At 55.3% G+C, this 23,284-nt stretch carries 19 protein-coding genes; 11 read left to right on the forward strand and 8 right to left on the reverse strand.

Annotated features, from left to right (window positions below):
* Nucleotides 1–150: 150 nt before the first annotated feature.
* A complete protein-coding gene (locus VNX88_18370) occupies nucleotides 151–345 on the reverse strand; it encodes a hypothetical protein (GenBank protein HWY70639.1) in 195 nt (64 codons plus the stop codon).
* Between the two features lie 137 nt (nucleotides 346–482).
* The gene (locus tag VNX88_18375; protein ID HWY70640.1) at nucleotides 483–1,019 is read right to left on the reverse strand and encodes a hypothetical protein; all 537 of its coding nucleotides are present in this window, start codon (nucleotides 1,017–1,019) and stop codon (nucleotides 483–485) included.
* A gap of 77 nt (nucleotides 1,020–1,096) precedes the next feature.
* Here VNX88_18375 and VNX88_18380 point away from each other — a divergent pair, with 77 nt between their 5' ends.
* Nucleotides 1,097–2,950, forward strand: coding sequence for a TonB family protein (locus VNX88_18380; protein HWY70641.1), 1,854 nt, complete (start codon nucleotides 1,097–1,099; stop codon nucleotides 2,948–2,950).
* Between the two features lie 29 nt (nucleotides 2,951–2,979).
* Here VNX88_18380 and VNX88_18385 read toward each other — a convergent pair whose 3' ends face one another.
* From VNX88_18385 to VNX88_18400, 4 genes are all read right to left on the reverse strand, one after another.
* Nucleotides 2,980–5,214, reverse strand: coding sequence for a hypothetical protein (locus VNX88_18385; protein ID HWY70642.1), 2,235 nt, complete (start codon nucleotides 5,212–5,214; stop codon nucleotides 2,980–2,982).
* A 303-nt stretch (nucleotides 5,215–5,517) separates the two neighbouring features.
* The gene (locus VNX88_18390) at nucleotides 5,518–6,015 is read right to left on the reverse strand and encodes a TlpA disulfide reductase family protein (protein HWY70643.1); all 498 of its coding nucleotides are present in this window, start codon (nucleotides 6,013–6,015) and stop codon (nucleotides 5,518–5,520) included.
* A 49-nt stretch (nucleotides 6,016–6,064) separates the two neighbouring features.
* Entirely contained in the window at nucleotides 6,065–7,078 is a 1,014-nt protein-coding gene (locus VNX88_18395) for an A/G-specific adenine glycosylase (GenBank protein ID HWY70644.1), read from the reverse strand.
* A gap of 294 nt (nucleotides 7,079–7,372) precedes the next feature.
* Nucleotides 7,373–9,250: an HTTM domain-containing protein gene (locus tag VNX88_18400; GenBank protein ID HWY70645.1), complete on the reverse strand. Its 1,878-nt coding sequence runs from the start codon at nucleotides 9,248–9,250 to the stop codon at nucleotides 7,373–7,375.
* Nucleotides 9,251–9,538: 288 nt separating this feature from the next.
* On the opposite strand from VNX88_18400, the gene VNX88_18405 reads away from it, so the two are divergent.
* The 7 genes from VNX88_18405 (at nucleotide 9,539) to VNX88_18435 (ending at nucleotide 17,700) form a co-directional block, all read left to right on the forward strand.
* The gene (locus tag VNX88_18405; GenBank protein HWY70646.1) at nucleotides 9,539–10,204 is read left to right on the forward strand and encodes a prepilin-type N-terminal cleavage/methylation domain-containing protein; all 666 of its coding nucleotides are present in this window, start codon (nucleotides 9,539–9,541) and stop codon (nucleotides 10,202–10,204) included.
* Nucleotides 10,195–10,797, forward strand: a complete 603-nt coding sequence (locus tag VNX88_18410; GenBank protein ID HWY70647.1) for a prepilin-type N-terminal cleavage/methylation domain-containing protein — start codon at nucleotides 10,195–10,197, stop codon at nucleotides 10,795–10,797. Before VNX88_18405 ends, VNX88_18410 begins: the two co-directional genes overlap by 10 nt.
* A 1-nt stretch (nucleotide 10,798) precedes the next feature.
* Nucleotides 10,799–11,548 (forward strand): prepilin-type N-terminal cleavage/methylation domain-containing protein, encoded by a 750-nt coding sequence (locus VNX88_18415; protein ID HWY70648.1) that lies wholly within the window; start codon nucleotides 10,799–10,801, stop codon nucleotides 11,546–11,548.
* A gap of 3 nt (nucleotides 11,549–11,551) precedes the next feature.
* A complete protein-coding gene (locus VNX88_18420; protein ID HWY70649.1) occupies nucleotides 11,552–13,762 on the forward strand; it encodes a hypothetical protein in 2,211 nt (736 codons plus the stop codon).
* A gap of 77 nt (nucleotides 13,763–13,839) precedes the next feature.
* Nucleotides 13,840–15,465 (forward strand): NAD(P)/FAD-dependent oxidoreductase, encoded by a 1,626-nt coding sequence (locus tag VNX88_18425; GenBank protein ID HWY70650.1) that lies wholly within the window; start codon nucleotides 13,840–13,842, stop codon nucleotides 15,463–15,465.
* An 86-nt stretch (nucleotides 15,466–15,551) separates the two neighbouring features.
* Entirely contained in the window at nucleotides 15,552–16,859 is a 1,308-nt protein-coding gene (locus VNX88_18430) for a hypothetical protein (protein HWY70651.1), read from the forward strand.
* Between the two features lie 292 nt (nucleotides 16,860–17,151).
* Complete coding sequence (locus VNX88_18435) at nucleotides 17,152–17,700, forward strand: hypothetical protein (protein HWY70652.1); 549 nt, start codon at nucleotides 17,152–17,154, stop codon at nucleotides 17,698–17,700.
* Between the two features lie 106 nt (nucleotides 17,701–17,806).
* Here VNX88_18435 and VNX88_18440 read toward each other — a convergent pair whose 3' ends face one another.
* Complete coding sequence (locus tag VNX88_18440) at nucleotides 17,807–18,247, reverse strand: nuclear transport factor 2 family protein (protein HWY70653.1); 441 nt, start codon at nucleotides 18,245–18,247, stop codon at nucleotides 17,807–17,809.
* 254 nt (nucleotides 18,248–18,501) lie between these two features.
* Complete coding sequence (locus VNX88_18445; GenBank protein ID HWY70654.1) at nucleotides 18,502–19,572, reverse strand: sigma-54 dependent transcriptional regulator; 1,071 nt, start codon at nucleotides 19,570–19,572, stop codon at nucleotides 18,502–18,504.
* Between the two features lie 773 nt (nucleotides 19,573–20,345).
* Between VNX88_18445 and VNX88_18450 the strand changes: the two genes are divergently transcribed.
* The 3 genes from VNX88_18450 (at nucleotide 20,346) to VNX88_18460 (ending at nucleotide 23,272) form a co-directional block, all read left to right on the forward strand.
* Nucleotides 20,346–20,681: a PilZ domain-containing protein gene (locus tag VNX88_18450; GenBank protein HWY70655.1), complete on the forward strand. Its 336-nt coding sequence runs from the start codon at nucleotides 20,346–20,348 to the stop codon at nucleotides 20,679–20,681.
* A gap of 278 nt (nucleotides 20,682–20,959) precedes the next feature.
* Nucleotides 20,960–21,805 carry a HAMP domain-containing sensor histidine kinase gene (locus VNX88_18455; GenBank protein ID HWY70656.1) on the forward strand — a complete coding sequence of 282 codons (846 nt, stop codon included), beginning with the start codon at nucleotides 20,960–20,962 and terminating at the stop codon, nucleotides 21,803–21,805.
* A 3-nt stretch (nucleotides 21,806–21,808) separates the two neighbouring features.
* Nucleotides 21,809–23,272 carry a sigma-54 dependent transcriptional regulator gene (locus VNX88_18460; GenBank protein HWY70657.1) on the forward strand — a complete coding sequence of 488 codons (1,464 nt, stop codon included), beginning with the start codon at nucleotides 21,809–21,811 and terminating at the stop codon, nucleotides 23,270–23,272.
* Nucleotides 23,273–23,284: the final 12 nt, after the last annotated feature.

A 23,284-nucleotide genomic window follows, 5' to 3' on the forward strand; every position in this document is an offset into this window, starting at 1 on the left:
GGAATCGGGTGATCGGGCCATCGGGTGATCGGGTGAAGTAAAGCGCGAGATGATTGTGTTTCCCTTTTTTGATCCAGTGACTTAGACGGAAAAGTCTGAAGTCCCAGAAGTCCGGTTACTTCACCCGATGGCCCGATCACCCGATTTCCTTCAGGCTTCGCCGCGCTGGATTCCGATTGCATCAAAGGCCAGGGAGTCCATGGGAGCGATGTTCATCTCCGCGCGATAGTCGTCTCCCTCGTGCAGCACCTTCCAGTAGATCAACTCCGTGATGGCGCGGCGATAGAAGTCAGCGTACGGTCCTTGCAGCGTTTCAGGAACCAGGAATTCTTCAACCGTGCTCACGTTAATGTCCTCCGGAGGCTTCGCTATGGTTGGCGGGCTCTCTACCAGTCTCTAACCCGCATGTGATGCGCGCTCCTCGGCAATCGGCGCACTCGGTTGTAAATATTTCTTAAGTCAAGAGAATCAACACAATGGCGCTACTGCTTGGGCACACCGGCGTCTTCCACTTCCTGTGGGAACGATTTGAAGGTCACTTCCCTCGACTTTGACGAGACTTTCTTGTTGTCGTCCAGGTCGAATTGTTTCAGAGTTCCCTGGATTGTCCAGTAGCCTTCCTGATCGGGAGTCTTCGCCTGCCCGCGACCGATCACTCCGGCAAATTCATACCAGGTGCCGTGTATGGGCTTGGTTGTGAAGGTGAGTTGTTTGCCGTCAAGGGCTCCCTTGCTGAAGAACTGATCAAGAAAGACGCCGCGATCGCTGTCGCGATCGCCAAAGCGCGAGACAAAGCCTGATACTTTGCCCTCTTCCACGGTAACTTGGACAAACTCGCCATCGCGCAGGAACGTGTACATCCCGGAGATGTGGTCCCCAGACTGGCTCGTTTGAACATGTGGCGCAGAATGCTTCTTTCCGTGCCCCTGGGCGCTCAGGAGGAGAGGCGAGCCGAGGCACACTGTCAGCAGGGCCACGACCATGATTTTTAGCGGGATAGGACGGAGTACTGTAACCATTTGAGGCATTCTTCTTACCCGAAATTTGCTAATTATCAAGGTATAATCCAGCTACTCAGTAAGTAAACGGGATTCGCATGGCAGTTCCTGGCAGTGGGTCGCAGAAGTCGTCGTTCGAACCTGCGGCTACGCGGGAACTCGAAGTCCGCCTGAACTGGGAGCTTCCACCCTGGTTCCCTTCCCTTCGCAACAATGTAACCTCCCTTTTCAAGCGCGAGCAGCCAACTCCGCCGCTCGGTTTCCGTCCCGGCATCTTCTGGAGAGACGTATTTGTCGATCAGCAACTGAACCGGAAGAGCATGTTCCGTTCGTATGCCGGTCACGTCATCTTTGCCGGATTGATCTACGTGCTCTCGATGCCGTTCTACTGGAATCGCATCGTCAAGATCGAGACATTCCATAACGATCGCATTACGTACATAAACCCCGAAGAGGACATACTTGTTTCGGAGCCAACTCCGCCGGAGATCGTTCAGAAGCGAATAGCGCCGGTGATCAGCAGGAGTTCGCGTGCTGCGAATGCGTCTCGCGGCGAGCCTCGCCGGCGTGTACTTGAGGCGATGGCCATCCCAAAATGGTCCGATAACTCAACGCACACAATCGTTGCCCCAGATGCTCCGAAGATTCTAGCCAGCGCTCCCGTGCCGGACATTGTGCTCTCGAGTTCCGTGCCGCAAGCGCCTCCGGTTGCCGCGGTGGCGTCGAACACTCCAAAGCTGGTTGCGCCAGTGTTTGACACGACTCCCGTTGCTCCTCCGCCTGATGTCACCAAGGCGAGCGCACAACTGCGCTCTCCCGTTTTGCCGCAGCCGGCGGCTATTGCGCCACCGGTCGTGACCAATGGCGTGCGAGATTTGGCCAAGCTAAACATTGCTCCGGTACCCGCCGCCGTGAATCCCGAGCCGAAACTTACTGTTTCTGCCAGTCATACTCTCGCGGGACTCAGCACGCCCGAACCAATCGCGCCGACTCCCGATTTGAAAACCGCCGCGAGCACGCAATTGAACAAGGCGACGCTAGGACCAGCGCAGCCGATCGCTCCGCCTCCTGACATCAAGACAGTAGCCAACGCGTCCGGAGTTGCAGGGAAAGTGCCGGGTGCGGCCGAGCCGCTTGCCCCTCCACCCGATCTGAGCGCCGCCGGAAGTGCTGTTTCAGCCTCGGGCATGTTGATCTCCATCAACTCGACTCCAGTGGCCGGAGCGCCGCGCTTGCCCGACGGCAACCGACGAGGAACTTTTGCTGGACACCCGGATGCTACCGAGAACTCTACGGGAGCACCAGCCAAACTCGCGGGTGGCGCTGGCCCTGGCGGCGACTCACCGACAGCGACGAAGGATGAACTAGGAATCGTCGCAGCGGCCGTGCCGCACGGCATTCTGAACGGCGCGCCGATCACTACTACTCAGGGATTGGCGAACTCGCTGAATTCCACATCTGGGAATACGCTCCTTGCCATGGCTCGCCCATCCAGAATCAGCCTGCCACCACCTCGCGTGGCAACCGTTGTGGATGAGCCGGATGCTCTGGACCAAAGCGTCTTCCGCGGACGCAAGTACTACACGATGGCACTGAACACGCCGAATCTGACCTCAGCGGGCGGAAGCTGGATCTTCCGGTTTGCCGAGCGTGGCATCAGTTCCAAGGCCGGTGAGGTCACGGCTCCAATTGTCGTTCGCGAAGTCGACCCAGCGTATCCGGCAGACTTGATCAAGGACAACGTTCAGGGAATGGTCATTCTTTATGCCGTGATCCGCGCCGACGGAACGGTTGCACAAGTCAAAGTGTTAGAGGGCTTTGACGATCGCCTGGACGAAAATGCACGCAAGGCGCTCAGCGCCTGGCATTTCGTTCCCGGCACCCGCGACGGCAGCCCGGTAGACCTCGAAGCAGTCGTACGAATTCCCTTCCGCTCCAAGCGCCCTTTCTGAGTTCCAATTAAGGAATCGAGCCGAAGCGCTTATACGCTCACCGCAGCAGCAGCAGGCTTTTCCAGCAGATCGTAGATTTCCTGGTTCACGCAAACCTCGTAGTACTTGCGAGAGGTCCAGTCAGTAACCGTCATCGATCGCGCGTCAACATGCGGAATTGTGCCCTCACGCACCACGATTTTGTGGAATGCTCCGGCGGCAACCGGAACCATGCCACTGAAGAGTCGCACGGGTTCGCCCGGCCAAACGGAGAGCAACTGAACCCGGTGTTCCTTCAGCGAGATCTCGTGCGACAGTTTCTCGAAGGCCGGTTTGCTGATCAGCACACCATTGATGTTGTAGCGCACTAGAAATTCATCGGGATTCTCGGTTAGGTCCCTGTCTTGGACCGTCTGCAGATTGAAAACGTTGAAGGGCATCTGCCTGTCAGCGAGAAACTTGCGCGCGCCCTTGCTGCACGACGAGAGACGGTCACTCTCATTCAGTGCTTTGGAAATCATGATGCGCTGTGCGCCGTAAATCAGATACATGGGCGCGGAGTCCTGATAGGAAATGCCGATCCCAAGTTCCAGCGCAGGTAACCCTTGTTTTCGCGACTGTTCGTTGTATGCGCTCACGATGCCGACCATTTCTTTCGCGAGAATGCAGGTGCGCGCGACCCCGAGTCCAGTTTCGCCCTCGCGCTCAAACAGAGCGAGGATGACCGCATCTCCTTCGATGAACACAGTCGAAGCGTCGTATTTCGGCAGCAGCTTGTTGATTGGCTCGTAGAAGTTCAGGCTGAAGTACGAGGCGGGATTGAGTCCACGCTCGTAGAGAGTGCGCGTCAGAGTCGTTGAGTCCCGAATGTCCGCCTTCAGTATCACGTGACGAACGACCTTTTCCTCGCCCTTCTTCTGCTCGTCAGACAATAGAAACTCATACAGCGTGTTGTTAATCGCTGAGAGTTCCTTCAGACGCTCCGTTGCGATCACATTCACGGCGTCCATGGCCGAGTTCAAGGCTTCGAAGCGCCGCAAGTCGCGGTGATAACGAATAAAGTCGCCGAAGAATCGCGCGGCCACTTTGGCGCGGTCGAGCCCCTTGCACGAGTCCACTTTCTTCACCGCGGTGTTCAAGTTAGCGGCAGATATCTTTCCGTGTTCCTCGAGCAAAGTTTCCACTCGGGTCCGCTCCGTCTTCGAGATCAGAGCATTTTTGAGTTGTTGCGGATTAATTGGAGGCGAGTACTGCGCCAGCAATGGCACAGCTTCGTACGATGCAATCACATGTTCGATAACGTTTTCCTTCTCCAGCAACTCCACCCAGGCTGTAAGCAGCGCCCGCTGCGCCTTTCCTTTGGGAAGAGTCTCTACGGGTGTTCCGCCGGCGAATAGTTCGTGGGCATTTTCTGGAACACTGAGCAGCGGATCTAAAGCGTCATCGTTCTCGATGCCGGAAAGCTGAAGAGATCGCAGGAAGTCGCAAGCGATCGACTGCATAGTCTCGAAACGATCGGGATCTCGTTCGTAGTTGCCCAGCATTACGTACTGTTCGGCATTCAAATAGTCGTCCCGCCCATCCTCTGTATAAAGCAGGCGATTAAGAAAGAGATCATAAGTTGCGTTCTCTGCGTCGCCGAAGTATGAGCGCCGCATCCGCGAAATCGATTCTTTCTCGATGTCGCGAATCGTGGCGAAGAGGTCCTGCCCTACCTTGCGTAACACAGCTTTCTTGTTTACCTGAAAGCGAGCGAAGCGTTCGCGGAGTTCCACCGCCTTCGACAGAAGAGCTTGACGGGGACCGTCGTAGGTCTTGAGCTTCGCGCGGCTACGCTCCAGTGCCTGCCCGAACTGAGCAGCCAATTCGTTGCGCTGAAATTTGATGATTGCGAGCCGGCCCAGCAGATCGATTGAGATGTTGTTTTCGCTCTTCGCCCGGTTGAGGGAAGCTACATGCAATTCGAGGAGCGCGCGCTTGAAGCCGATGGCATCGACGACTTTCTCTGGCGTCGACGCGGGAGGCAGCCGGACTCTCGACAGCGGACGCGAATCCGTCGGCAGGTCGTCTACCAAAGGCTCGATCTGCCCATGCCTGGTGATCAGCCGAAAGATATGGTTGCGCGTGCTCTCCATGAAACGAGTACTAAGCGCGACATCGTGGCGGATGTTGTCCACTCCGCGGACAAGGTTTTCAAGTTGGATAAAAGGCTGATACGACGAGAGCTGCGTCTGTTGCGCATGCTCAGAGAGAGATCCGCCGCGTTGTAGGAAGCCGAAGGCCATTTCGTTGCGCCCGGCTTCGGCAGATCAGGTTGCGCAGCGTGAACATTTCGCGGATACAAGTCGGGCGCCGCGAAATATAGCCTTCCGGGACTCACCAGCTAAGACAAGGAGTCTAACGCGTCAAATGGCGCTCAGCACTGGGTGTTCAACCTGAATAACCGGTTACTTTGGTACAGGAACGACAAGCAATAAGCGATAGGCAATAAGCAAATAGGCTAAAGCCTCAGTCGAATGAGATTTCGCCTATTGCCTATCGCCAATTGCGCCGCCTTTCCCCGCGACCGCGGGTTAATTCTTCGCGCTTCAACCAGCCTTGTATTCGGCTACTTCTTCGCCTGGCTTAAAGATGGGATGTTGCTGTTGAGCTGAATCCATCATCGACAGCTTCGCGTTGATTTCTTCCATGTCCTTACGTGCCCAACCTACGCTGTTTACTTGAATCCTGCCATCGCGATCCACGAGGTAGGCAGTAGGAACATTGGTCAGCTTATAGGCGTTAGAGACGATGTACTGCTTTGAATCATCGATCGCAACAGGAAAAGTTACTCCGTACTGCTTCATGAAGGCTTGTGTATCTCTGAGATCGTTCTGCGATATACCGACGAACGAGACCGCTTCGGGCTTGTGAAGCTGCGACATCCGCTCGAAGTACGGAAATGCGTATTGGCAGGTAGGACAGCTCACTTTGAAGAAAGCGAGCACAACTGGTCCACGCTTGGTTAACTCGGATAAGGTTACCGGCTTACCGGTTGTACTGGTCAGGGTGAACTCTTGAGCCTTCGCACCACTAGGAAGCGCCATCTGCTGGAAACTCCTTTGAACGATCGATCGAGCACCGTTCGATTGGATTCTATGAAAGCATGTTGAGCTTCCGAAAAATCTTGCGGGTAAGTCCCGTAAGTGGCAGTCGAGAGATTTCGGCCAGCGGAATCCATTGCCCCTCGGTACCGGCTTCGGGCTTTTTGCCGGCGAAGACGCTCACCTGCCAATCATTCGTGGTAATCGAGTGCCTTACGCTGAGCAAAGGTTCTCGCGATATTGCTCCGCGCGCCTCCGGCAACTCCCACATTCCCGGCATCAATCGCTCATTGGACCCGCGCCGATTCAAGCGGATGGCGTTGCCACGCCGGGCGAGAAGCACAGAAGACGACTTCCGCAATCGCTTCTGGGGAACCGACCTTCTCCGTTCTGAGCCCCGCGATGCGCAATGCATACGAACTGGACAACGGTCGCAAAGTGGAACGCCGGGGAGGCAAATCATCGCTCCAAGTTCCATCATCGCCTGATTACAGTCGCCGGCAGAATCGGGATCGAGCAGCTTCTGGGCAGTAGCCCAGAAGCGCTCGCCGCTGATTTTCTTCCGCAGCATTCGCGCGATCACGCGCTCGACATTGCCATCAACCACGGCAACGGCCTCTCCGAATGCAATGCTCGCGATAGCGTTTGCAGTGTAGCGACCGATCCCCGGCAACGTACGCAGCTCCGCTGCGGTCTCAGGAATGCGGCCAGCCCGATTCGTAGTCAGGAGCTGAGCGGCGCGATGCAACATGCGCGCTCGACGATAGTATCCGAGCCCGCTCCATGCCGCCAGCACGTCTGCCTCATCGGCCTTCGCAAGCTGCCGGATGGTTGGAAAACTCTCCAGAAATCTTTTGTAGTGTTCAAGAACCGCAGCCACCCGCGTTTGCTGCAGCATGATCTCCGAAATCCAAATGCGGTAAGGATCTTTGGTTTTGCGCCATGGCAATGGCCGCTGGTGCGTTCGATACCAGGCGAGCAGGTTGCGCCGAAAGCTGGGAAGCGAGGCGGGATTGTTGAGACTCATTACAGGTGGCATCTGGACGTTTGTGATTCTATATGCCATGGCCGCGTTTAACGCCTGTCATCCTGAGGCCCGACGTCGGCCGAAGGATCTCACGCGATGATTGCAACCCTATGCTGTGCCACGGCGTTTTGCCAAGATACCTCGTGAAAGAGCGCGACGCAGCGACGAGTACGACTCATTCCGGGAGATCCTTCGCCCAACCTCGGGGCTCAGGATGACAGTCTTTCATTTGCAGTTTTTGCAGTCCGCGAATCACGACGGGGCGCACGTAACCGTGTTATAGACCCAAACGACTGGAAGCCCGACTCGTTAAGAATCGATTTATGCTCGGTTTCAAAAGCATTCGTGATGCCAGAGCAAGTCGCGATTGAATCCGGTTGGAGGGTGCTGGATCGAATTCTGGTGGGCCATGAAGTAGATATCGAACCTAATAAGTATCGCCGGATCGTAGTTTGGATGGCCGATATTCCAGGAACGACAGAGATAACGTCCGTAATAAAGGCGATAGTCGGTGTTCTCGCTCAACGACAGGTTCATCAGATACTTTCGCCAGCGCTCATTCGGATACTGATCGGCGATGCTGGCGGGTTTTTCGTAGCTGACCGGACGATCAGGGTGAGTCACATTGATATGTCGTCCATCTTTCAGTTGGCCTTCGATGACGTACCAGCCATCGTAGGTGAGAGGATTGGGAGAGAACATATCCCAACGCTGATCGAGGTCGAGCGTCAATCCGATGGCGTCTTGCCACGGCTGGAACGGAACGCGCGTGATCGAAGACAAGTTCCATAGCAGCGTGTACACAACGAGCAGTGCGGCAAAAACGGTTACCGCCGGCGATGTCTTTAGGCTGACCGGACGCGAGCGTATCCAGTCCGTGTAGCGGCTAAGCTGATCCCGATTGCGCTCGATTCTCTCGTACCACTCTTTGCCTTTCCTCTCAAGGAAATTGCTGCGCAGCACAGGGGACAGCCACGAAAAGATTGGAGAGTACGAGACAAGCTGAGCAAACGCGCGCCACTTGTAATGACGCCTTCCCTCGCAATCGACAAGGATCCAGCTCTTCTGATCGCGCATTTCGAGCTCAGTAACCGGAAACTCTTGCGCGGCGATGAGTTCTAGTTTGGGAATAAGAAGGAACGTACGCACAATGCGGACCAGCTTTGAGCAGAACGAGCACTTACCATCGTAATAAATGCGCGCGCCGGAACCCGCGGAAGTTTCTCCGGTCAGCCAGGGCAAGCGACGGCGAATCCAATTTCTCTCCCAAAACCATGTTGGTATGAGCGGCAGTGCAGCCATACAAGCTATGTATGGAAAGTGTCCAAGACGTATCGAAAGACCGAGGCCGACATGCAAGGCAATGATCAGCAGAGCTCCCAGTAGTCGAGCGGGACCCGCAAGAAACGGCGTTAGCAACAGGAGAGGAATTGAGGCCTCGTGCACCAATGTTTCCCGTGTGAGCCACGGAAGCAACTTCGGAAAGTGCAAAAGAAAGCTTCCCAGCGGCGTCGACATTTGCTGGATACTCAGGGCGTAATAAACCGCGCTGAAATCTCTGCGCCACTCCGGAGCTGTCTTGAGAAGAACGGCGAAGGCGTACACAATGGCCACCTGCGCGATCAGCGCCAGGCCTGGAGTCGAGAAATAGGAGAATTTCGGCTTTGGCGGTTTCGGCTCCTCCGGGCGCAGCGCCGCGTCCACCGAATAGAACGCGCTTAGCGGTAAGAAGATGGCAATGAAGGCAAGCACGCGAAGATACACATCCCCGCCCTGAAGGATGACGGGATTACGCGTCTGTACAGAAACCACCATGAACCAGCTTGCGAAAGCCGCGAACCGCGTCCGCACACCGAAGATCAGCATTACAGCGAATGCCGCAGCAAGGAGAAACAGGATTACCTGGAACGCCAGCTGACCACTCATCAGGTGGATAGAAAAGCGCGGCGCTTGAGAAAACTTGTCGAGCAGCGCAGCTCTGGGCAGCACACCAAAGTCGGTATAGAAGACCGTTAAATCCGCAGCGCGCCACATGAGATCGCCCAGAAGCACGGCGCCCAGGGCGATGCGAAACAGAGCTAAGGAGCGAAGATCGAGGCTATAGGCCGCCTGAAGATGTGAAAGTACCTTCTTCCACCAGCTCGCGCGAGGCACAGTGGCTGGTGCGGTTCCGTACAGCGAATAGGAAACGGGCCGATCCAGGACGGTCATAACGGGGAGATCTTCCGTCGCAACTGTAGAACAGTTTCAATGCCAATCTCTATTTCGTTCTACATTCACCGCACACCAAAGTAACGGTTCGAATCCAAGCCATTCAAAACAAGCTTCCAACTTTCTTCGAATCCATGCATCCAAAATGGGCCAACGCTAAGTCTTCGGTAACTTGTAGGAGCAATTGAACTCAGATACTTTTCGGGAAGGTGCCGAGCCGCGTTTTGCGGCTGGAGCACCGTGGCATTTCGTTTGAAAGGTTCCTTCTTCCCCGACTGGCCGAACCAAATGAGTACTGATCGACAACGCGGGTTCACTTTACTAGAGCTGCTCATCGTCGTCGTGATCATGCTGATCATAGGCGGCATGATGGCGCCGAAGATGCTTGGAATCATCGACGACCAGAAGCTGCGTGCCTCGGCACAAGCCTATGCCGGCCTGATGCAGGTGGCACGATCACGCGCCACGCAGGACAACGCCGTCTACCAGGTGCTGAACACCACACAAAGCGGCATACCGATAGCGTACGTCGATCTGAACTTCAACCGGACATACGACACGTCGGAACCCATGGTGCTCCTGGCAAGGCCGATCACCGTAAGTGAGACCGGTGTTCCGTCCGGTTTCGGCAATACCACACTCCTGGGCGTACAGCCCTATGCAGATTCGACCTCACCGATGGTGAGCGACGGGTCAGGAGGCATTGCGCCCGGCACTGCCATTCCGGGACTTGCATTCAATGAGCGCGGTCTTCCCTGCCAAAGGGTCGCTGCCGCTGAGACTTGCAAGAATGCGCCCCTGGTAGGGGGGCCGCCCCCAACCTCGTTGCCGATCGCATACATAACGTACTTGCAGTACGCGCGCCGACAGGGTGGAACGGCATACGCCGCAATCACGGTGACACCGGCGGGCAGAGTTAAAACCTGGATTTACCAAGGCGGGCAATGGCAATGAAACGCAATCAGCAACTCAAGCGCCGGCGAAGTTCCAATTCAGGATTCAGCTTGATTGAGCTTCTAATCGCCATGCTTATCCTCACCATTGGTTTGCTTGGCGGGATGATCGTAATTCTCACTGCGATCGCCAGTAATGCGCGCAACCGATTCGACACTGCGGGTGTTGCACTGGCGCAGAGCACCATGGATCGCATCATAGTGCTCTCAGCATCGGCTGGTGTCCAGGCTACGTCTATTACGGATTGCACTGGCACCGCCCAGGCCATGACTACTGCCCCGGGCGGAGCACCGTTGGTCGACCTCTCAAACATATCCAACGGACTGCAAGTGATCGATTTCACGCAAGCGCCGGTCCCCGGTTACCAGATGTATTACACGCTCTGTGCGACTGGCGCCTCGGATGGATTGGCTACCGGGAATCCGCAGATCTACGACGTGCGCTGGAATGTGAGCACCCCGCTCAACCCGCCCAACGGTTCAAGCCAATTGATTCAGGTCGCTGCCAAGAACCTGGGGGAAGTGGGAAATGGCGGGCAGCAGAGTCGGATGTTTAACTTGCCCGTAACTTTGCGAGCGCTGAGAGGAAACTGAGATGTCGAGGAAAAATCATCGACGAAATCAAGCCGGCTTCTCGCTGCTCGAAATCATGGTCACCATGCTTGTACTGGTGATTGTAATGGGAGCTGTGTTTTCGCAGGTCAACCAGATCCAGTCCAGGACCAAAATGGAATCCATGAAGCTCGACCTTACCCAGGAAAGCCGAGCGTTCGTCGATCAGTTTGCCCGCGACCTGCATATGTCTGGCTATCCGATCTCAACGGTCTACCAGACCAATCCCGGAACGAACAGTAAACGTACGGCCGTCGGCCTGGTGTTCGCCTCTCCGATCTCGCTGCGCTTTGAAGGCGATGTCTATGGAGATGGCCATGTGTACAGCGTTCTCTATACTTACGTCGCTTCCGATGCGGCTGATCCGTCTTGCCCTTGCCTACGGCGCAGTGTGGTGGAGAAAGTAGACGGCGACGTTTGGTATTCCGGGGCAGGCGGTCAATCCCCTCCACAGTACTTCACGGAGGTCCAAAACGTGATTACGCCTCAGGGACAATCACAGGATTTGTTCACTTACTTCCAGGGGAACGGAAATGCCGTGAGTGTTGGGAGCTGCACCTGGTCCAGCGGAGTACCAACTTGCCCCGGAATTGACATCAACGGTAGTCCGGCAACAATTCAACTTATCGACGCGATCAAGGTGAACTTGAACACGCGCTCTAAACAGTTCGATCCCCAGACTGGGCAGCCAGCCGTGAATTCCGTATCGACGATCGCGGAACTGGAGAACTAACTGATGAAGCTACAAAGAAATAATTCTGAACGGGGCATTGCGATGCTCGTGGTGCTGTTTGCCATGATCCTCGTGTCGGCAATCGGCCTGGCGCTGATGTTCTCCACCAACAGCGAAACTGGGGTCAACTCCGGCTTCCGCCAATCGAACCTTTCTTACTTCGCTGCGCGATCTGGTGTCGAAGAGATTCGCGACCGTATGCGCTTTACGGTGGCAAACGGCGGCATTTCCGACATTCTTCCCACGGTTCCGATCGGACAGGTGGGAGGGGTGGTGTACATCACTAATCCACTCGGAGGTGAGACGGTCGCACCCTGGGACACAACAACAGATCACTATTTCGACGATGAGCTGTGTCACGAAACATCCAACACTACGGCTGTAGCGCTTAGCCCTGGGGACTACACCAAGCCCTGTCTCTTTGCCGCCGGCTCCTTGCCAACCACAGGCGGATGGTGGGTGAACAAGCCGGCCACGAGTCTGCCCGGCAGTGCATATGTTCCTTACAAATGGGCGCGCATTAACTTGAAGCTGGGAGAGTCCACCAACCCCTGGTGCATCCAGGGGTTTGGCAACTGTGCTCCCCCGTCGCTCCCCCCACTCGGGCCGTCAACGGATCAGGTTTGCTACAACGGCAAGAACGAATTCGTATTAGCTGATCTGAAGCCAATCGATGTTCCCGGGCGAGTAGAAGGTGTAACTCTCCCATCGCAGCTCGCGATGGCTATGGGCATGTTTGAAGGCGGGTCGACTGGCCACGGTAACGGCGGACACGCGTCAGCGAGCAGTTCGAGTGCTTCTTCTTCCACTGCCGGCAGTTCGTCCACATCTTCCAGTTCTTCCGGTAGCAGTTCTTCTAGTTCTTCGGGTAGCTCGAGTTCAACGGGCCTTGTTGGAACAGGCAGCAGTTCCAGCTCGAGTTCAACGGGCCTTGTTGGAACAGGCAGCAGTTCCAGCTCAAGTTCAACAGGACTGGTTGGAACGGGCAGCAGCTCCAGCTCCAGCTCAACAGGTCTGATTGGAACCGGAAGCAGTTCGAGCTCGGGCTCAACAGGTCTGATTGGAACGGGCAGCAGCTCCAGCTCCAGCTCAACAGGCTTGATTGGAACCGGCAGCAGTTCGAGCTCTTCGAGCAGCAGCTCTGGTTCTTCGAGCAGCTCTTCAAGTAGCTCGTCCTCCAGCTCTTCAAGTGGCGGAGGCGGCCCCTCCTGCGGAACAAGTGCCCCTCCGCTTGCAGGTTCGCTGCTCGGAATTGGTGGTGGACCAGTGGCTGCTAATTCTTGCGTAGCAGCAGACGCACAACCCGTCTACATGCTCACTGCTCTTGCAGTTGCGGAAAGCTCGTCTTCCGTCGTCAAGGCCCGCCGCATGGTGCAATACGAAGTAGCCAGAATCGCCTTGCCACCCATGCCCGCGGCCTTGACGATCGCTGGTCCGGTAAGCGCGGCGACACAGTTCGGAGACTCGAACAATTTCCAAGTCGATGGTCACGATGCATGCGGCGGGCAGGACAGGCCGGCCGTGGGAACCGTGCAGGACGTAGGCAACGGCACTGAGACCGCCAGCCAGGTTGCATCAGACTCGCGCAATCAAATCATCAATAATCTGAAGAGACCGCCGAACTATACCGGTGTCGACGGCTGCAAGCCAGACGTTCAGAACGTGAACAACCTCGCCAATCAAAATTACCAGACGCCCGATGGCCTAAACGCACTTGTGCATGACATACAGGCTTCGGCAACGCAGACGCTCAATCCGAGTCACCTGCCCACTAGCTACGACCTTGGGACGGCCGCTAATCCCAAAATCACGGTCGTCAACGGTGACTTCACTACGACGATGGATGGCTACGGCATTCTACTAGTAACCGGAACCCTCACTATGAGCGGAAACGACCATTGGCACGGACTTATCTTTGTGATCGGGAGTGGGCAATTTACGGAAAACGGAACGCCTGCAATTGACGGCGCCATCCTGGTCGCGAAGATTGGGCAGACTAGCGGCTGTCCTGGTACGACTAACTGTTATGCCACCAACCCGTCTGACGCCAATATGTACCGAGATCCTGTGAGTGGCCAGAAAGTGCTTGGCAGCCCCACCTTTCACTGGAACGGCGGCGGCATCGGCGGGATTCAATACAACAGTTGCACGATTCAATCGGTGAAGCAGGCGGCTAACTTTACTGTGTTAGCTCGTCGGGAAATCACTTACTAGACTATGGAAAGAGCTTTCAACAAGCGCAGCGCTAGCCGCTGCGCTTCGTTTTTTCTTGCAGCGAAGAAAACAACGACGTGACTCAAAAAGCCATCATCATCGGCGCTGGACCTGCCGGACTTACCGCTGCTTACGAGCTGCTCACTCGCACCGACCTCAAGCCCATCGTGCTGGAGAAGAGCACTTACATGGGTGGCATCTCACGCACCATCAACTACAAGGGAAACCGCATGGACATCGGCGGGCATCGCTTTTTTTCCAAGAGCGATCGCGTGATGAACTGGTGGTTCCGGCACCTGCCTGTAGCAGAAGGACGCGAGGAAGCGCCGATCATAGCGTATCAAGGCAAGACTCGCAGCGTGGATGCTGTTAGCACATCGGGGAGTCCGGGTGAGCGCGGCGGCGGTGTAGCGGCGCTTGCAGCCACTGAAGCCGATCTGGATCGCGTGATGCTTCTTCGTCCGCGAAAATCGCGGATCTACTTCCTGCGCAAGTTCTTCGATTACCCGATCCAGCTCTCCAAAGATACGCTGGTAAAGCTCGGTTTGGTCAGAACGTTCAAGATAGGCATCAGCTACATGCGCCGTGCCGCGTTTCCGATGCGAAACGTCAAGAACCTGGAACAGTTCTTCATCAACCGCTTTGGCAGCGAGCTGTACAAGACCTTCTTCAAGTCATACACGGAAAAGGTGTGGGGAGTGCCTTGCGAAAAGATCAGCGCGGAATGGGGTGAGCAGCGCATTAAAAGCCTGTCAATCCTCAAGACGATCGCACACTACATCAAGAAGATGTTCCGCGGAAACGACAGCCGCGACATCGCGCAGAAAAACACCGAAACTTCCCTGATCGAACAGTTCCTTTATCCCAAACTCGGGCCGGGACAGATGTGGGAAGTGGTCGCAGAAAAAATCATCGAGCTGGGCGGGGAGATTGTCACCGATTTCGACGTGACCGGCTTGCAGGTCGACGGATTTCGCATCGCAAGCGTAACCGGAAGCGACAAATACGACAACCAGAAGAAGTTTACGGGCGACTATTTCTTCTCGACGATGCCGATTCAGGAACTTGTCCGGTCGCTACACGTGAACGTTCCCCTGTCGGTATGCGAAGTGAGTGAAGGGCTGATCTATCGTGACTTCATCACCGTCGGGCTGCTGTGCAACAAGCTGAAGGTCCGGGACGAGGGAGACAAGTACGGCAAGCTGATCAGCGACAACTGGATCTATGTCCAGGAGCCGGACGTGCTGGTTGGCCGCCTGCAGGTTTTCAACAACTGGAGCCCGCACCTAGTAAGCGATTCCAGCAAAGTATGGCTGGGCGCCGAATACTTTTGCTACGAAACCGACGAGCTCTGGTCGAAATCCGACGCCGAAATGGGGCGCTTCGCCATCGAAGAACTGGATAAGATCGATATTATCGAGCGTGACGATGTGATCGACTTCAACGTCGTGCGTGTACCCAAGACTTATCCAGCCTATTTTGGGACGTACGACAGATTCGAAGAACTACGGAAGTATGTCGATCAATACGACAATCTATTTCTCGTGGGCCGCAATGGAATGCACAAATACAACAATCAGGACCACTCCATGCTGACCGCGATGACTGCGGTGGACAACATCATTGCCGGCCGCACTGACAAGTCCAACATCTGGTCGGTAAATACCGAAATGGATTACCACGAGGCGAAAGGCAAGCAGTAGGCGATATACGATACGCAATAAGCAGGTAGCAGAACAGTTTCGTAGCCGTAGAAGAGCGCGCCTTCCATGCCATACTCACCACATCCATGCCGAAATTCCGGTACCCCCTCTCCGCTGTGCTCGCGGTGGCGCTGGTTGTAGTTGGTTCCGGACTGCGCGTCTTGTGGACGGCAACCCACCCTCCCATTGACTTCGTTTATAGCGACGCGGAGCGCCACTGGTTCAACGCGACCCATCCGCTGGAGACGAATCCCTTTGCCGGAATCGATCCGCCTGCGTATGAGCTTTGGCTGAGCCTGATTGCTCGCATTACGCTCGGCAATCGGACCGCACTCGGAATCTACGCTTCGCTGCTGTCCCTTGCAGCGCCGTTCGTCTGGTTCCTATTCGCGCGCACCGTGCTGCAGCGCAAAGTCCTCGCTGTATGGTTTTGGGCTGTGCTCACGTGGCTTCCCACGTGGATCGGCATCTTCAGCTACTTCATGAACGAGACGATCCTGATTCCCCTAATTGGATTGTCACTGTGGCTGACGGCGCGTGAACGGCCAGACACGCCTGGGCGCTGGGTAGGCCTGAATCTAGGCTGGATTCTGACCTGTTTGACGCGGATTATCGCGCTGCCGATTGCCGCTGTCATCATGGCATTCGCACTGGGCGGCACTCGGTGCCCTGTGCGTCGAACTCTTCTTGCATTGGCAGTCTGGGCGTGCGCTTTGACGCCGTTTGCGCTGCGTTCATACGAGATCCTCCGTGTCGCAACACCCTTCGGGTTGCCCTATCCGCATCACATCTACTGGGAATCGGGCGCGCGGGACATTTACTTGCATATAACAGTTCCCAGTCGCAGAACCGACTTTAACTACAACTTTACGGCGGCATCCGCATTCGATGAGCCCTTCCACCCATTCAGCGAGTACCAGCCGCGGCCTTCCGGGCGGGCGGACGTGTTCGTAAACGTGGATAGAGGCGCCGCAGATTGGCAACGGGCTGCGGCAGAGTACTCCCCAACATTTTCCAAACGACTCCACCTCTATTGTGAAAATGCTCTTCTCTTCCTGCTGGCGGACTCGTGGCCGGACGGTCATCTCGACTTTTTCTGGGAAAACGCCGCCTACCACTTGCACTGGATGTGGTTGGTGATTGTGCCGGGAGCAGCGATTGGATCGGCCATACACATGTATCGAAACCGGAGCTTGCAGCTAGTGCCGTGCCTGGCGGTTGTGTCGTTCCTGGTTCCGCTCTTCTCGAACGCCGGAGTGATGGAAGCGCGCTTCCGCAAGCCGCTGGAGGGCATTTTCATTTTGGCCCTGTTCTGGCTTGCAGAACAGTGGCGAAACGACAGCAAAACCCTTCACCACGGAGACACGGAGCCACAGAAGGAATTAAGAAGTTAACTTGGAATCGTCCGCTCCGATCCCTTACCGCTTATTGCCTACGACCTATTGCGTCTGCTTATTGCCTATCATCTGTTGTTCCCGCCGTCGTTCGATCCACGTTACTAGAGGCCATGTCCGAGCAGAGTGAACGATGGGACATGTCCGTCGCGTATTGCGGCAATGTTGGCAATGCGCTTGCCTAAAACGAAAAGTAAGTAATATGACCTTCGTTTATTGGACGGGCGCCAACATGCACCAGCATGTGGCATGATTTTCTCGTGCTCGGAAGTCCCCGCCGAGACGGAGGGAAATGATGCCAAGCACAAAGCGCTACTTAACCGTTCTGGCCTTCGGATTGGTCCTGTGCCTAAGCGGGACATCGATGGCCGCAAAGGGTCGTGAAGGCCACGAGAATGAGGGCCAGGTCCAGAAGTTCTCCTTTGCTGGCAGCGGGGGGATGTTTAACCCATGCCCTGGCCATCAGTCGGGGTTTCCTTTCGAAGGGACTAACGTGCTCCGTTATCACGTGGAGAGAGACGACGTCTCGATCCACCTGCGGTTCACAGGCACGGGCATGCACGGAGACAATCCGGTAAAGTTTTACCTCCATGCCAATACTCATGCCGAAGCTCATGGCGCTGGCGACCCTTCTGGCTACGTGATGCCTTTTGAGTCGGTATGGATTGAGAAAGGTTCTCCCAACTTCAAATTGCTCGGCAACATTAGCGTTGGGTTCGACAGCAATGGCAAGCCATTCTCGAACATTCTGGGTGACGGTTTACAACTCCTGTGCACCAATGATCGCGACGATGACGCCGATCGTAAACACCAGGACGACGATAAAGACGACAAAAACTAGTAAGAAAGGTCCCCCAAACCGAGCACGCACTGGAGGCGCGGCAACGTCAGGCAGCCGTGCCTCCGGTTTTCTGTCTTGTTGGTCCTGAATTTGGAGTGAAGATTGACTAGCTAGCCGGCACCTCGCTGTGCGCGATTGCCATCCAGCCCTTCTTTGCCTCCTGCCAGACCGTCATCATGTAGAAGCGCTGCGGGCCAGGCGACGACCTGGTTTGCACCGTAGCGACATAGGTAACCACCATGTCCGCTCCGTGCGGTTTCACCTCGAGCTCGCCAAGGTTGATGCTCGTAAGATTCATTTTTTCAAAGTAGTGCTCCGCCTGCTCTCGGTCCTGGATTCCGGATGGCGTAGTAAGCGTGTAGATCGAGGCCAGACGCCACTTGGCGGTCTTGAAATCTCCATCCTGAATCGCCTTCCACCACAGCCGTTCGTAGGCCTCCGCGCCGGTGGCTTGTGACCAATTTTGGGATTGCGGAGGCTTGCCTTCCGTACACGCGGTAAGTACTGGAAATAAACCCACGAGTATGAGAACCTTCAAGCGAGGCATGCCGGGGATTGTACTAGCAGCGTCGGGCTGGATCGTGGCTCAGAAAAACGTGCTCAACCAGAATTCACTGAATAATTCGCTGTTATTCACTGTTCCTGAAAAGGAATTTGCGAATTTTGGGCCGGTTTCGATAACGTCGAAGTTAGAGTGAAAATTCACTGTTATTTTCAGTGTTATTTTCACTGTTGTTTTCGCTGTTCTCGATTACCTGGGAAATCATGCTTCAACCACCAGAGATCCGAAACCTGCAAGGCTTAATTGATCATCCCGCTATTGGTCCCTCGGTCTAGTGCCTCGACGGCCTTCGTACGTTTCGAAGCGATCCCCGTGTCCTGGATCTTGTACAGCAGCGCGCGATAACTGATGCTCATCGCCTTCGCTGCCTTCTTTCGGTTCCAGTTGTGAGTTTGCAGTACTTTAAGGATAATCCGGCGCTCTAGCTCCCGTACTGCGTCGCGTGTGGCCTTCTTCAAGGAAATTTTGCCGTCCAGAGGAATCAAGGGATCGAAGCAGCTTCCGCCTCCCCGTGAGACCAATTCGGAAGTGATAGATTCCTCGTTGCCCAGGACAACATATCGCTTCATCAGGTTTTCCAGTTGGCGAATGTTGCCAGGCCATTCATAACGCTGCAGCATGGCCATCAGTCCTTCGGAAACAGGCTTCGGCTGGACGCAGAACTTGTCTGCGTAGTAGTCCAAAAAATAGGTGGTTAATGCGGGAATATCCCGCACCCGATGGCGGAGCGCGGGTGCCTGGATTTGCACCACATTGATGCGATAGAAGAGGTCCTGGCGGAAGCGGCCCGCGGCGATTTCCTCAGCCAGATCCCGGTTGGTCGCGCAGATTACCCTGACTTCTACCTTCACGTCCTCCTGAGCCCCGATGCGGCAGAATTGTCCGTCCTGCAGAAGCTGGAGCAGCTTCGCCTGCATACCCAGCTCCAGTTCGCCGATTTCGTCAAGGAAGAGCGTGCCCCGGTGGGCCATTTCGACACGGCCCGGTTTGGATCTGAGTGCGCCAGTAAAAGCGCCACGCTCATAACCAAAAAGCTCACTCTCGAGCAGCGTTCCGGGAATGGCCGGGCAGTTAACCTTTACAAAAGGCCCGTCGCACCAGGGCGATTGCTGGTGGATCATCCGGGCAAGGACCTCCTTGCCCGTGCCATTCTCGCCAGTTATTAGGATCGGAACATTCGCTCCGGCAACTACCCGCAGCTTGTGCTGCAACATCTGCATTCGGTCTGTAGTGCCGAAGACAACCGTCTCGGGCGGAATTCCCGCAGTCAATAGACTGTGTCCATTACTCGCTACGGCAGTTGCACTCAAAAGCCAGCTCCAGGCACACCAAATGATGACTATGAATCCGCTGCACTACCGTGCACATTCGCAACCAACCTTGAAACCGTCTCATTTCGGCTGTGGAAAACTCTGGCGCCAGGTACCAAAACCTAGAATCTTCAATTCATTACGAGAAGGCGGCGAGCCGGACTTCTGAGTAATTCCGGCGTTCATTGCGTTAGCTTTTTCCCCACGCTGGAAAATGTTGCAATGCAAACATTTGCAGGTTCGGAAACGAAGTTTTCTCCACAGAGTCACAGGACCACCAAGAAGACACCCACTCTCTTGAGCAGCTGCACTCATGTTTGCATCTTCGATGTCCGAGCGAGTGGGGTACAAAGATCAGGACCAGTTCCTTCACGAGAAAAATTTCGAAAGACATCTCAAGGGGAGGTTATCTTGAATCTAAGTGCGGTGAAGATTCGGATTTCAGGTCACTCAAAACAGACTGGCGACTGGTTACTTGGCTTTCCATTTGGTATGCACAAGTTTGCACTTGAGCATTAGTGGAAACTGTTAAAAAACTTGGGGAAGTAGCTATATAAATATGTGTTTAGGTCTGTTCCAAAGATGGCTAGGAAACTGCACTCATGTCAAGAACGCCAGCCGGATGCTGTTGGTTGCTAGTCTCGCGAACAGATACCGGGTAGGATCTTGCCTGTTATTTAGTCACATTGCAGGCCCGTTGTCAGGCCAGTGTTGGAGAGAGCTGATGGCCCCGAGCGCGGCACAGTAAATTCAGGAGCTCAGGAATCTTGCCCGTGGACGAGAAACGCGTACTCCCAAGGTTTCCGCTGGAAATGCCCGTTTGGGTCCGGGTTCCCGGATCCGATGCTACAGTGCATGCCAAAACGCGTGATGTGAGTGCCAGCGGTGTTTTCTTCTACGCTAATTTCGAGATTCGTCCGGACGCGGAGATCGAATTCACCATGACCCTGCCGCCAGAGCTTACCCGAACCGCCGCGATCCAAGTCTCTTGCAAGGGTAAAGTCGTGAGGGTGCAAACCGACGCTGAAACCGGAAGGATTGGCATCGCGGCAGCAATCCACAGCTACGATTTTCTCGCCCAAGCGGCTTCCAGCCTTGGTGACGCTTAGCCCCATCCCCTGAGCACGAAACTTACTTTTGCGTCACGGGTTTGTGATTGGTAACGGCACGTGGTTACTATTGGTTTTGCTTTCAGTAACTTCGGTACGTACTCAGCAAACCTTCCCTTGAGAATTGCAAACTATTGCGATATTGTAAGCCAACGGTTGGCCGAGCGGACTCACTTCGAGGCTACAACTCCTCCCTCAGCCTTAAGAAACCCCTGTTTCGGTAACAATTTGAGAAGTTCCCGGTTAGCTTGGAGTTCGCGCCGGAAACGGAGATAAGCGTGTCTAGTTCCCCTGGTCAGGCCATCGCGAGTGCCCCGTCGTCCGCGACTCGGCTTGAAATCGAAGATTCGCTAAAACAGGATATCTTCCGGCGCACCATCGCCTTGGCATCCGCCGCCCACGAGCTTAAGACCCCTCTTTCGGTCATGACTGGTTACACCGACCTGCTTCTTGGCCAATTGCTTGGCCCCCTCAACGAGCAACAGCGGAAGGTATTGGAGGAGATGAAGCAAAGTGGTCTTCGATTGCAGCGCTTTGTTCAAGATTTTCTGGCATTCAGCGCTCTAGAATCTGGCAAGATCCGCATTTCCAAAGAATTAGGGGATGTGAACGAGTGCATCGCCGAGGTTTTGGAGCACTGGTCCGGCCGCTTCGAGCAGAAGAAGCTGCGGTGGGAATTCCGTCCGGATAGCAATTTGCAGCAATTGCTTTTCGATCCACTCAAACTTCAGCATGTGATTTCCAATCTGATCGATAACGCTGTGAAATTTACGCCTCAGGGTGGCAAGATCTGCGTAAGCACGAGCACGCATCTTTGGGAGCGTCGAAGCTTCCGTCAGGCACTGCCCTTTGCCAATGAGCGACGTTCCGGGGCAGATCACCAACCAAATGCAATTCGGATTTGCGTGACAGACAGTGGGCCGGGCATACCTCCCGAGTATCATCAGGAGATCTTCAACGAATTCCTGCGATTGCAGCAAACCTCTTCTTCCCATGGCATGGGACTGGGGCTGGCAATCGCGCGACGGCTGGTGGAAGCGCATGCGGGAAAGATCTGGGTTGAGAGCGAACACGGCCACGGCAGTACGTTCTGCCTGCTGCTGCCGATGAGGACCAAAGAGTAAGTCATGAGCGCAAACGCCACTATTCTGATCGTCGACGACGAACCCAGCATGCTTCGTTACACGAAGACGTTGCTCGAGGTGGACAACTACGCCGTCGAGACTGCCGGTAGTGGCTTCGAGGCAATCAAGCGCGTCCAGGAGGGACTAAAGCCGAGTCTTATTCTGCTCGACATGGCCATGCCCAGCATGAATGGCCTACAGACCATTGAAGAGTGTAAAAAGATTCGTCCTGAGCAGAAGATCGTTGTGTTGTCGTGCGTGAGCGACACCAGCACAGTTGTGCAGGCCATTAAGCTGGGAGCGCTCGACTATGTCACCAAGCCTTTCTACAAATCGGAGCTCGACGCGGTATTAAAACGCTGCCTTGAGCCGGACAGGCCAACTAAAGGCACCGCAGACCTCCAGCGCTACACCGTCTCCGACGACGTAGAGGTCGAGAGCCTCGAAGACGACCTCTTCTTCCTCGCCGCAAGTCCGCAAATGAAACAGATTCGCGCCCAGGTATCTCTGGTCGCCAAAGTCGACGTTCCAGTCCTGCTGCTGGGGGAGAGTGGAGTTGGAAAAGAAATTCTGGCGCGATTGATTCATAAGATGTCGATCCGCGCACACCGTCCGTTATTGAAAGTGAACTGCGCAGCATTGCCTGCCGAACTATTGGAAAGTGAGCTATTCGGATACGAAGCCGGAGCATTTACCGGAGCGCAGCGCTCAAAGCCCGGCAAGTTCGAGCAGTGCAATAAAGGCACTATGCTGCTGGACGAAATCGGCGAAATGAGCACAGCGCTCCAGGCAAAGCTTTTACACGTGCTTCAGGACGGATCGTTTTCCCGCTTAGGCAGCCGGTCGAACGTCACCGTTGACGTCCGCGTATTGGCCGCTACGAACGTAAATGTCGAAGAAGCCATTGCCAATAAGACTCTTCGCGAGGACCTCTATTACCGCCTGAACGCATTCACCATGCACATTCCGCCGTTGCGCGAGCGGCGTGAGGAAATCCCGCTGCTACTGAAGCACTTCATGAATCGCTTATCGGAGCGCTACGCACACGCGCCGCTCAGTTACTCGGAGCGCCTTGTACGAGCCTGCATGCTGTATCACTGGCCAGGCAATCTGCGCGAGCTCGGTAACTTCGTGAAGCGCTATCTCGTGCTTCAGGACGAAGAGATGGCAATCTCCGAGCTCGAAGCTAAGGGAAGAGGTCAGGGAAACGGACTCACCGACGCCTCATCCAACAGTGGGGCCGGCGGTGTACCGGAGGGTGGACTCAAGTCGCTGGTCCGCGGGCTCAAGGACGAAGCCGAACTCCGAGCGATCGAGCAGGCGCTGATCGCGACTAACTGGAACCGCAAAATGGCTGCGGCCCGGCTCAATATTAGTTATAAGGCGCTTCTGTACAAGATTAAGCAATACCAAATTGTCCCCCCGGGATCCAACCGTCTATCGGAGCCACGCACCGGATTGCGGTAAGCTGTTCTGCGT

This window comes from Terriglobales bacterium (assembly GCA_035567895.1).
Taxonomy (GTDB): Bacteria; Acidobacteriota; Terriglobia; order Terriglobales; family Acidobacteriaceae; genus Gp1-AA112.

What these genes read in the sequence shown, in the direction of transcription:
- VNX88_18375 (HWY70640.1), bottom strand. Translation starts at nt 1,019, where the DNA reads ATGGTTACAGTACTCCGTCCTATCCCGCTAAAAATCATGGTCGTGGCC.
- VNX88_18380 (HWY70641.1), top strand. Translation starts at nt 1,097, where the DNA reads ATGGCAGTTCCTGGCAGTGGGTCGCAGAAGTCGTCGTTCGAACCTGCG.
- VNX88_18385 (HWY70642.1), bottom strand. Translation starts at nt 5,214, where the DNA reads ATGGCCTTCGGCTTCCTACAACGCGGCGGATCTCTCTCTGAGCATGCG.
- VNX88_18390 (HWY70643.1), bottom strand. Translation starts at nt 6,015, where the DNA reads ATGGCGCTTCCTAGTGGTGCGAAGGCTCAAGAGTTCACCCTGACCAGT.
- VNX88_18395 (HWY70644.1), bottom strand. Translation starts at nt 7,078, where the DNA reads ATGGCATATAGAATCACAAACGTCCAGATGCCACCTGTAATGAGTCTC.
- VNX88_18400 (HWY70645.1), bottom strand. Translation starts at nt 9,250, where the DNA reads ATGACCGTCCTGGATCGGCCCGTTTCCTATTCGCTGTACGGAACCGCA.
- VNX88_18405 (HWY70646.1), top strand. Translation starts at nt 9,539, where the DNA reads ATGAGTACTGATCGACAACGCGGGTTCACTTTACTAGAGCTGCTCATC.
- VNX88_18410 (HWY70647.1), top strand. Translation starts at nt 10,195, where the DNA reads ATGGCAATGAAACGCAATCAGCAACTCAAGCGCCGGCGAAGTTCCAAT.
- VNX88_18415 (HWY70648.1), top strand. Translation starts at nt 10,799, where the DNA reads ATGTCGAGGAAAAATCATCGACGAAATCAAGCCGGCTTCTCGCTGCTC.
- VNX88_18420 (HWY70649.1), top strand. Translation starts at nt 11,552, where the DNA reads ATGAAGCTACAAAGAAATAATTCTGAACGGGGCATTGCGATGCTCGTG.
- VNX88_18430 (HWY70651.1), top strand. Translation starts at nt 15,552, where the DNA reads ATGCCGAAATTCCGGTACCCCCTCTCCGCTGTGCTCGCGGTGGCGCTG.
- VNX88_18435 (HWY70652.1), top strand. Translation starts at nt 17,152, where the DNA reads ATGATGCCAAGCACAAAGCGCTACTTAACCGTTCTGGCCTTCGGATTG.
- VNX88_18440 (HWY70653.1), bottom strand. Translation starts at nt 18,247, where the DNA reads ATGCCTCGCTTGAAGGTTCTCATACTCGTGGGTTTATTTCCAGTACTT.
- VNX88_18460 (HWY70657.1), top strand. Translation starts at nt 21,809, where the DNA reads ATGAGCGCAAACGCCACTATTCTGATCGTCGACGACGAACCCAGCATG.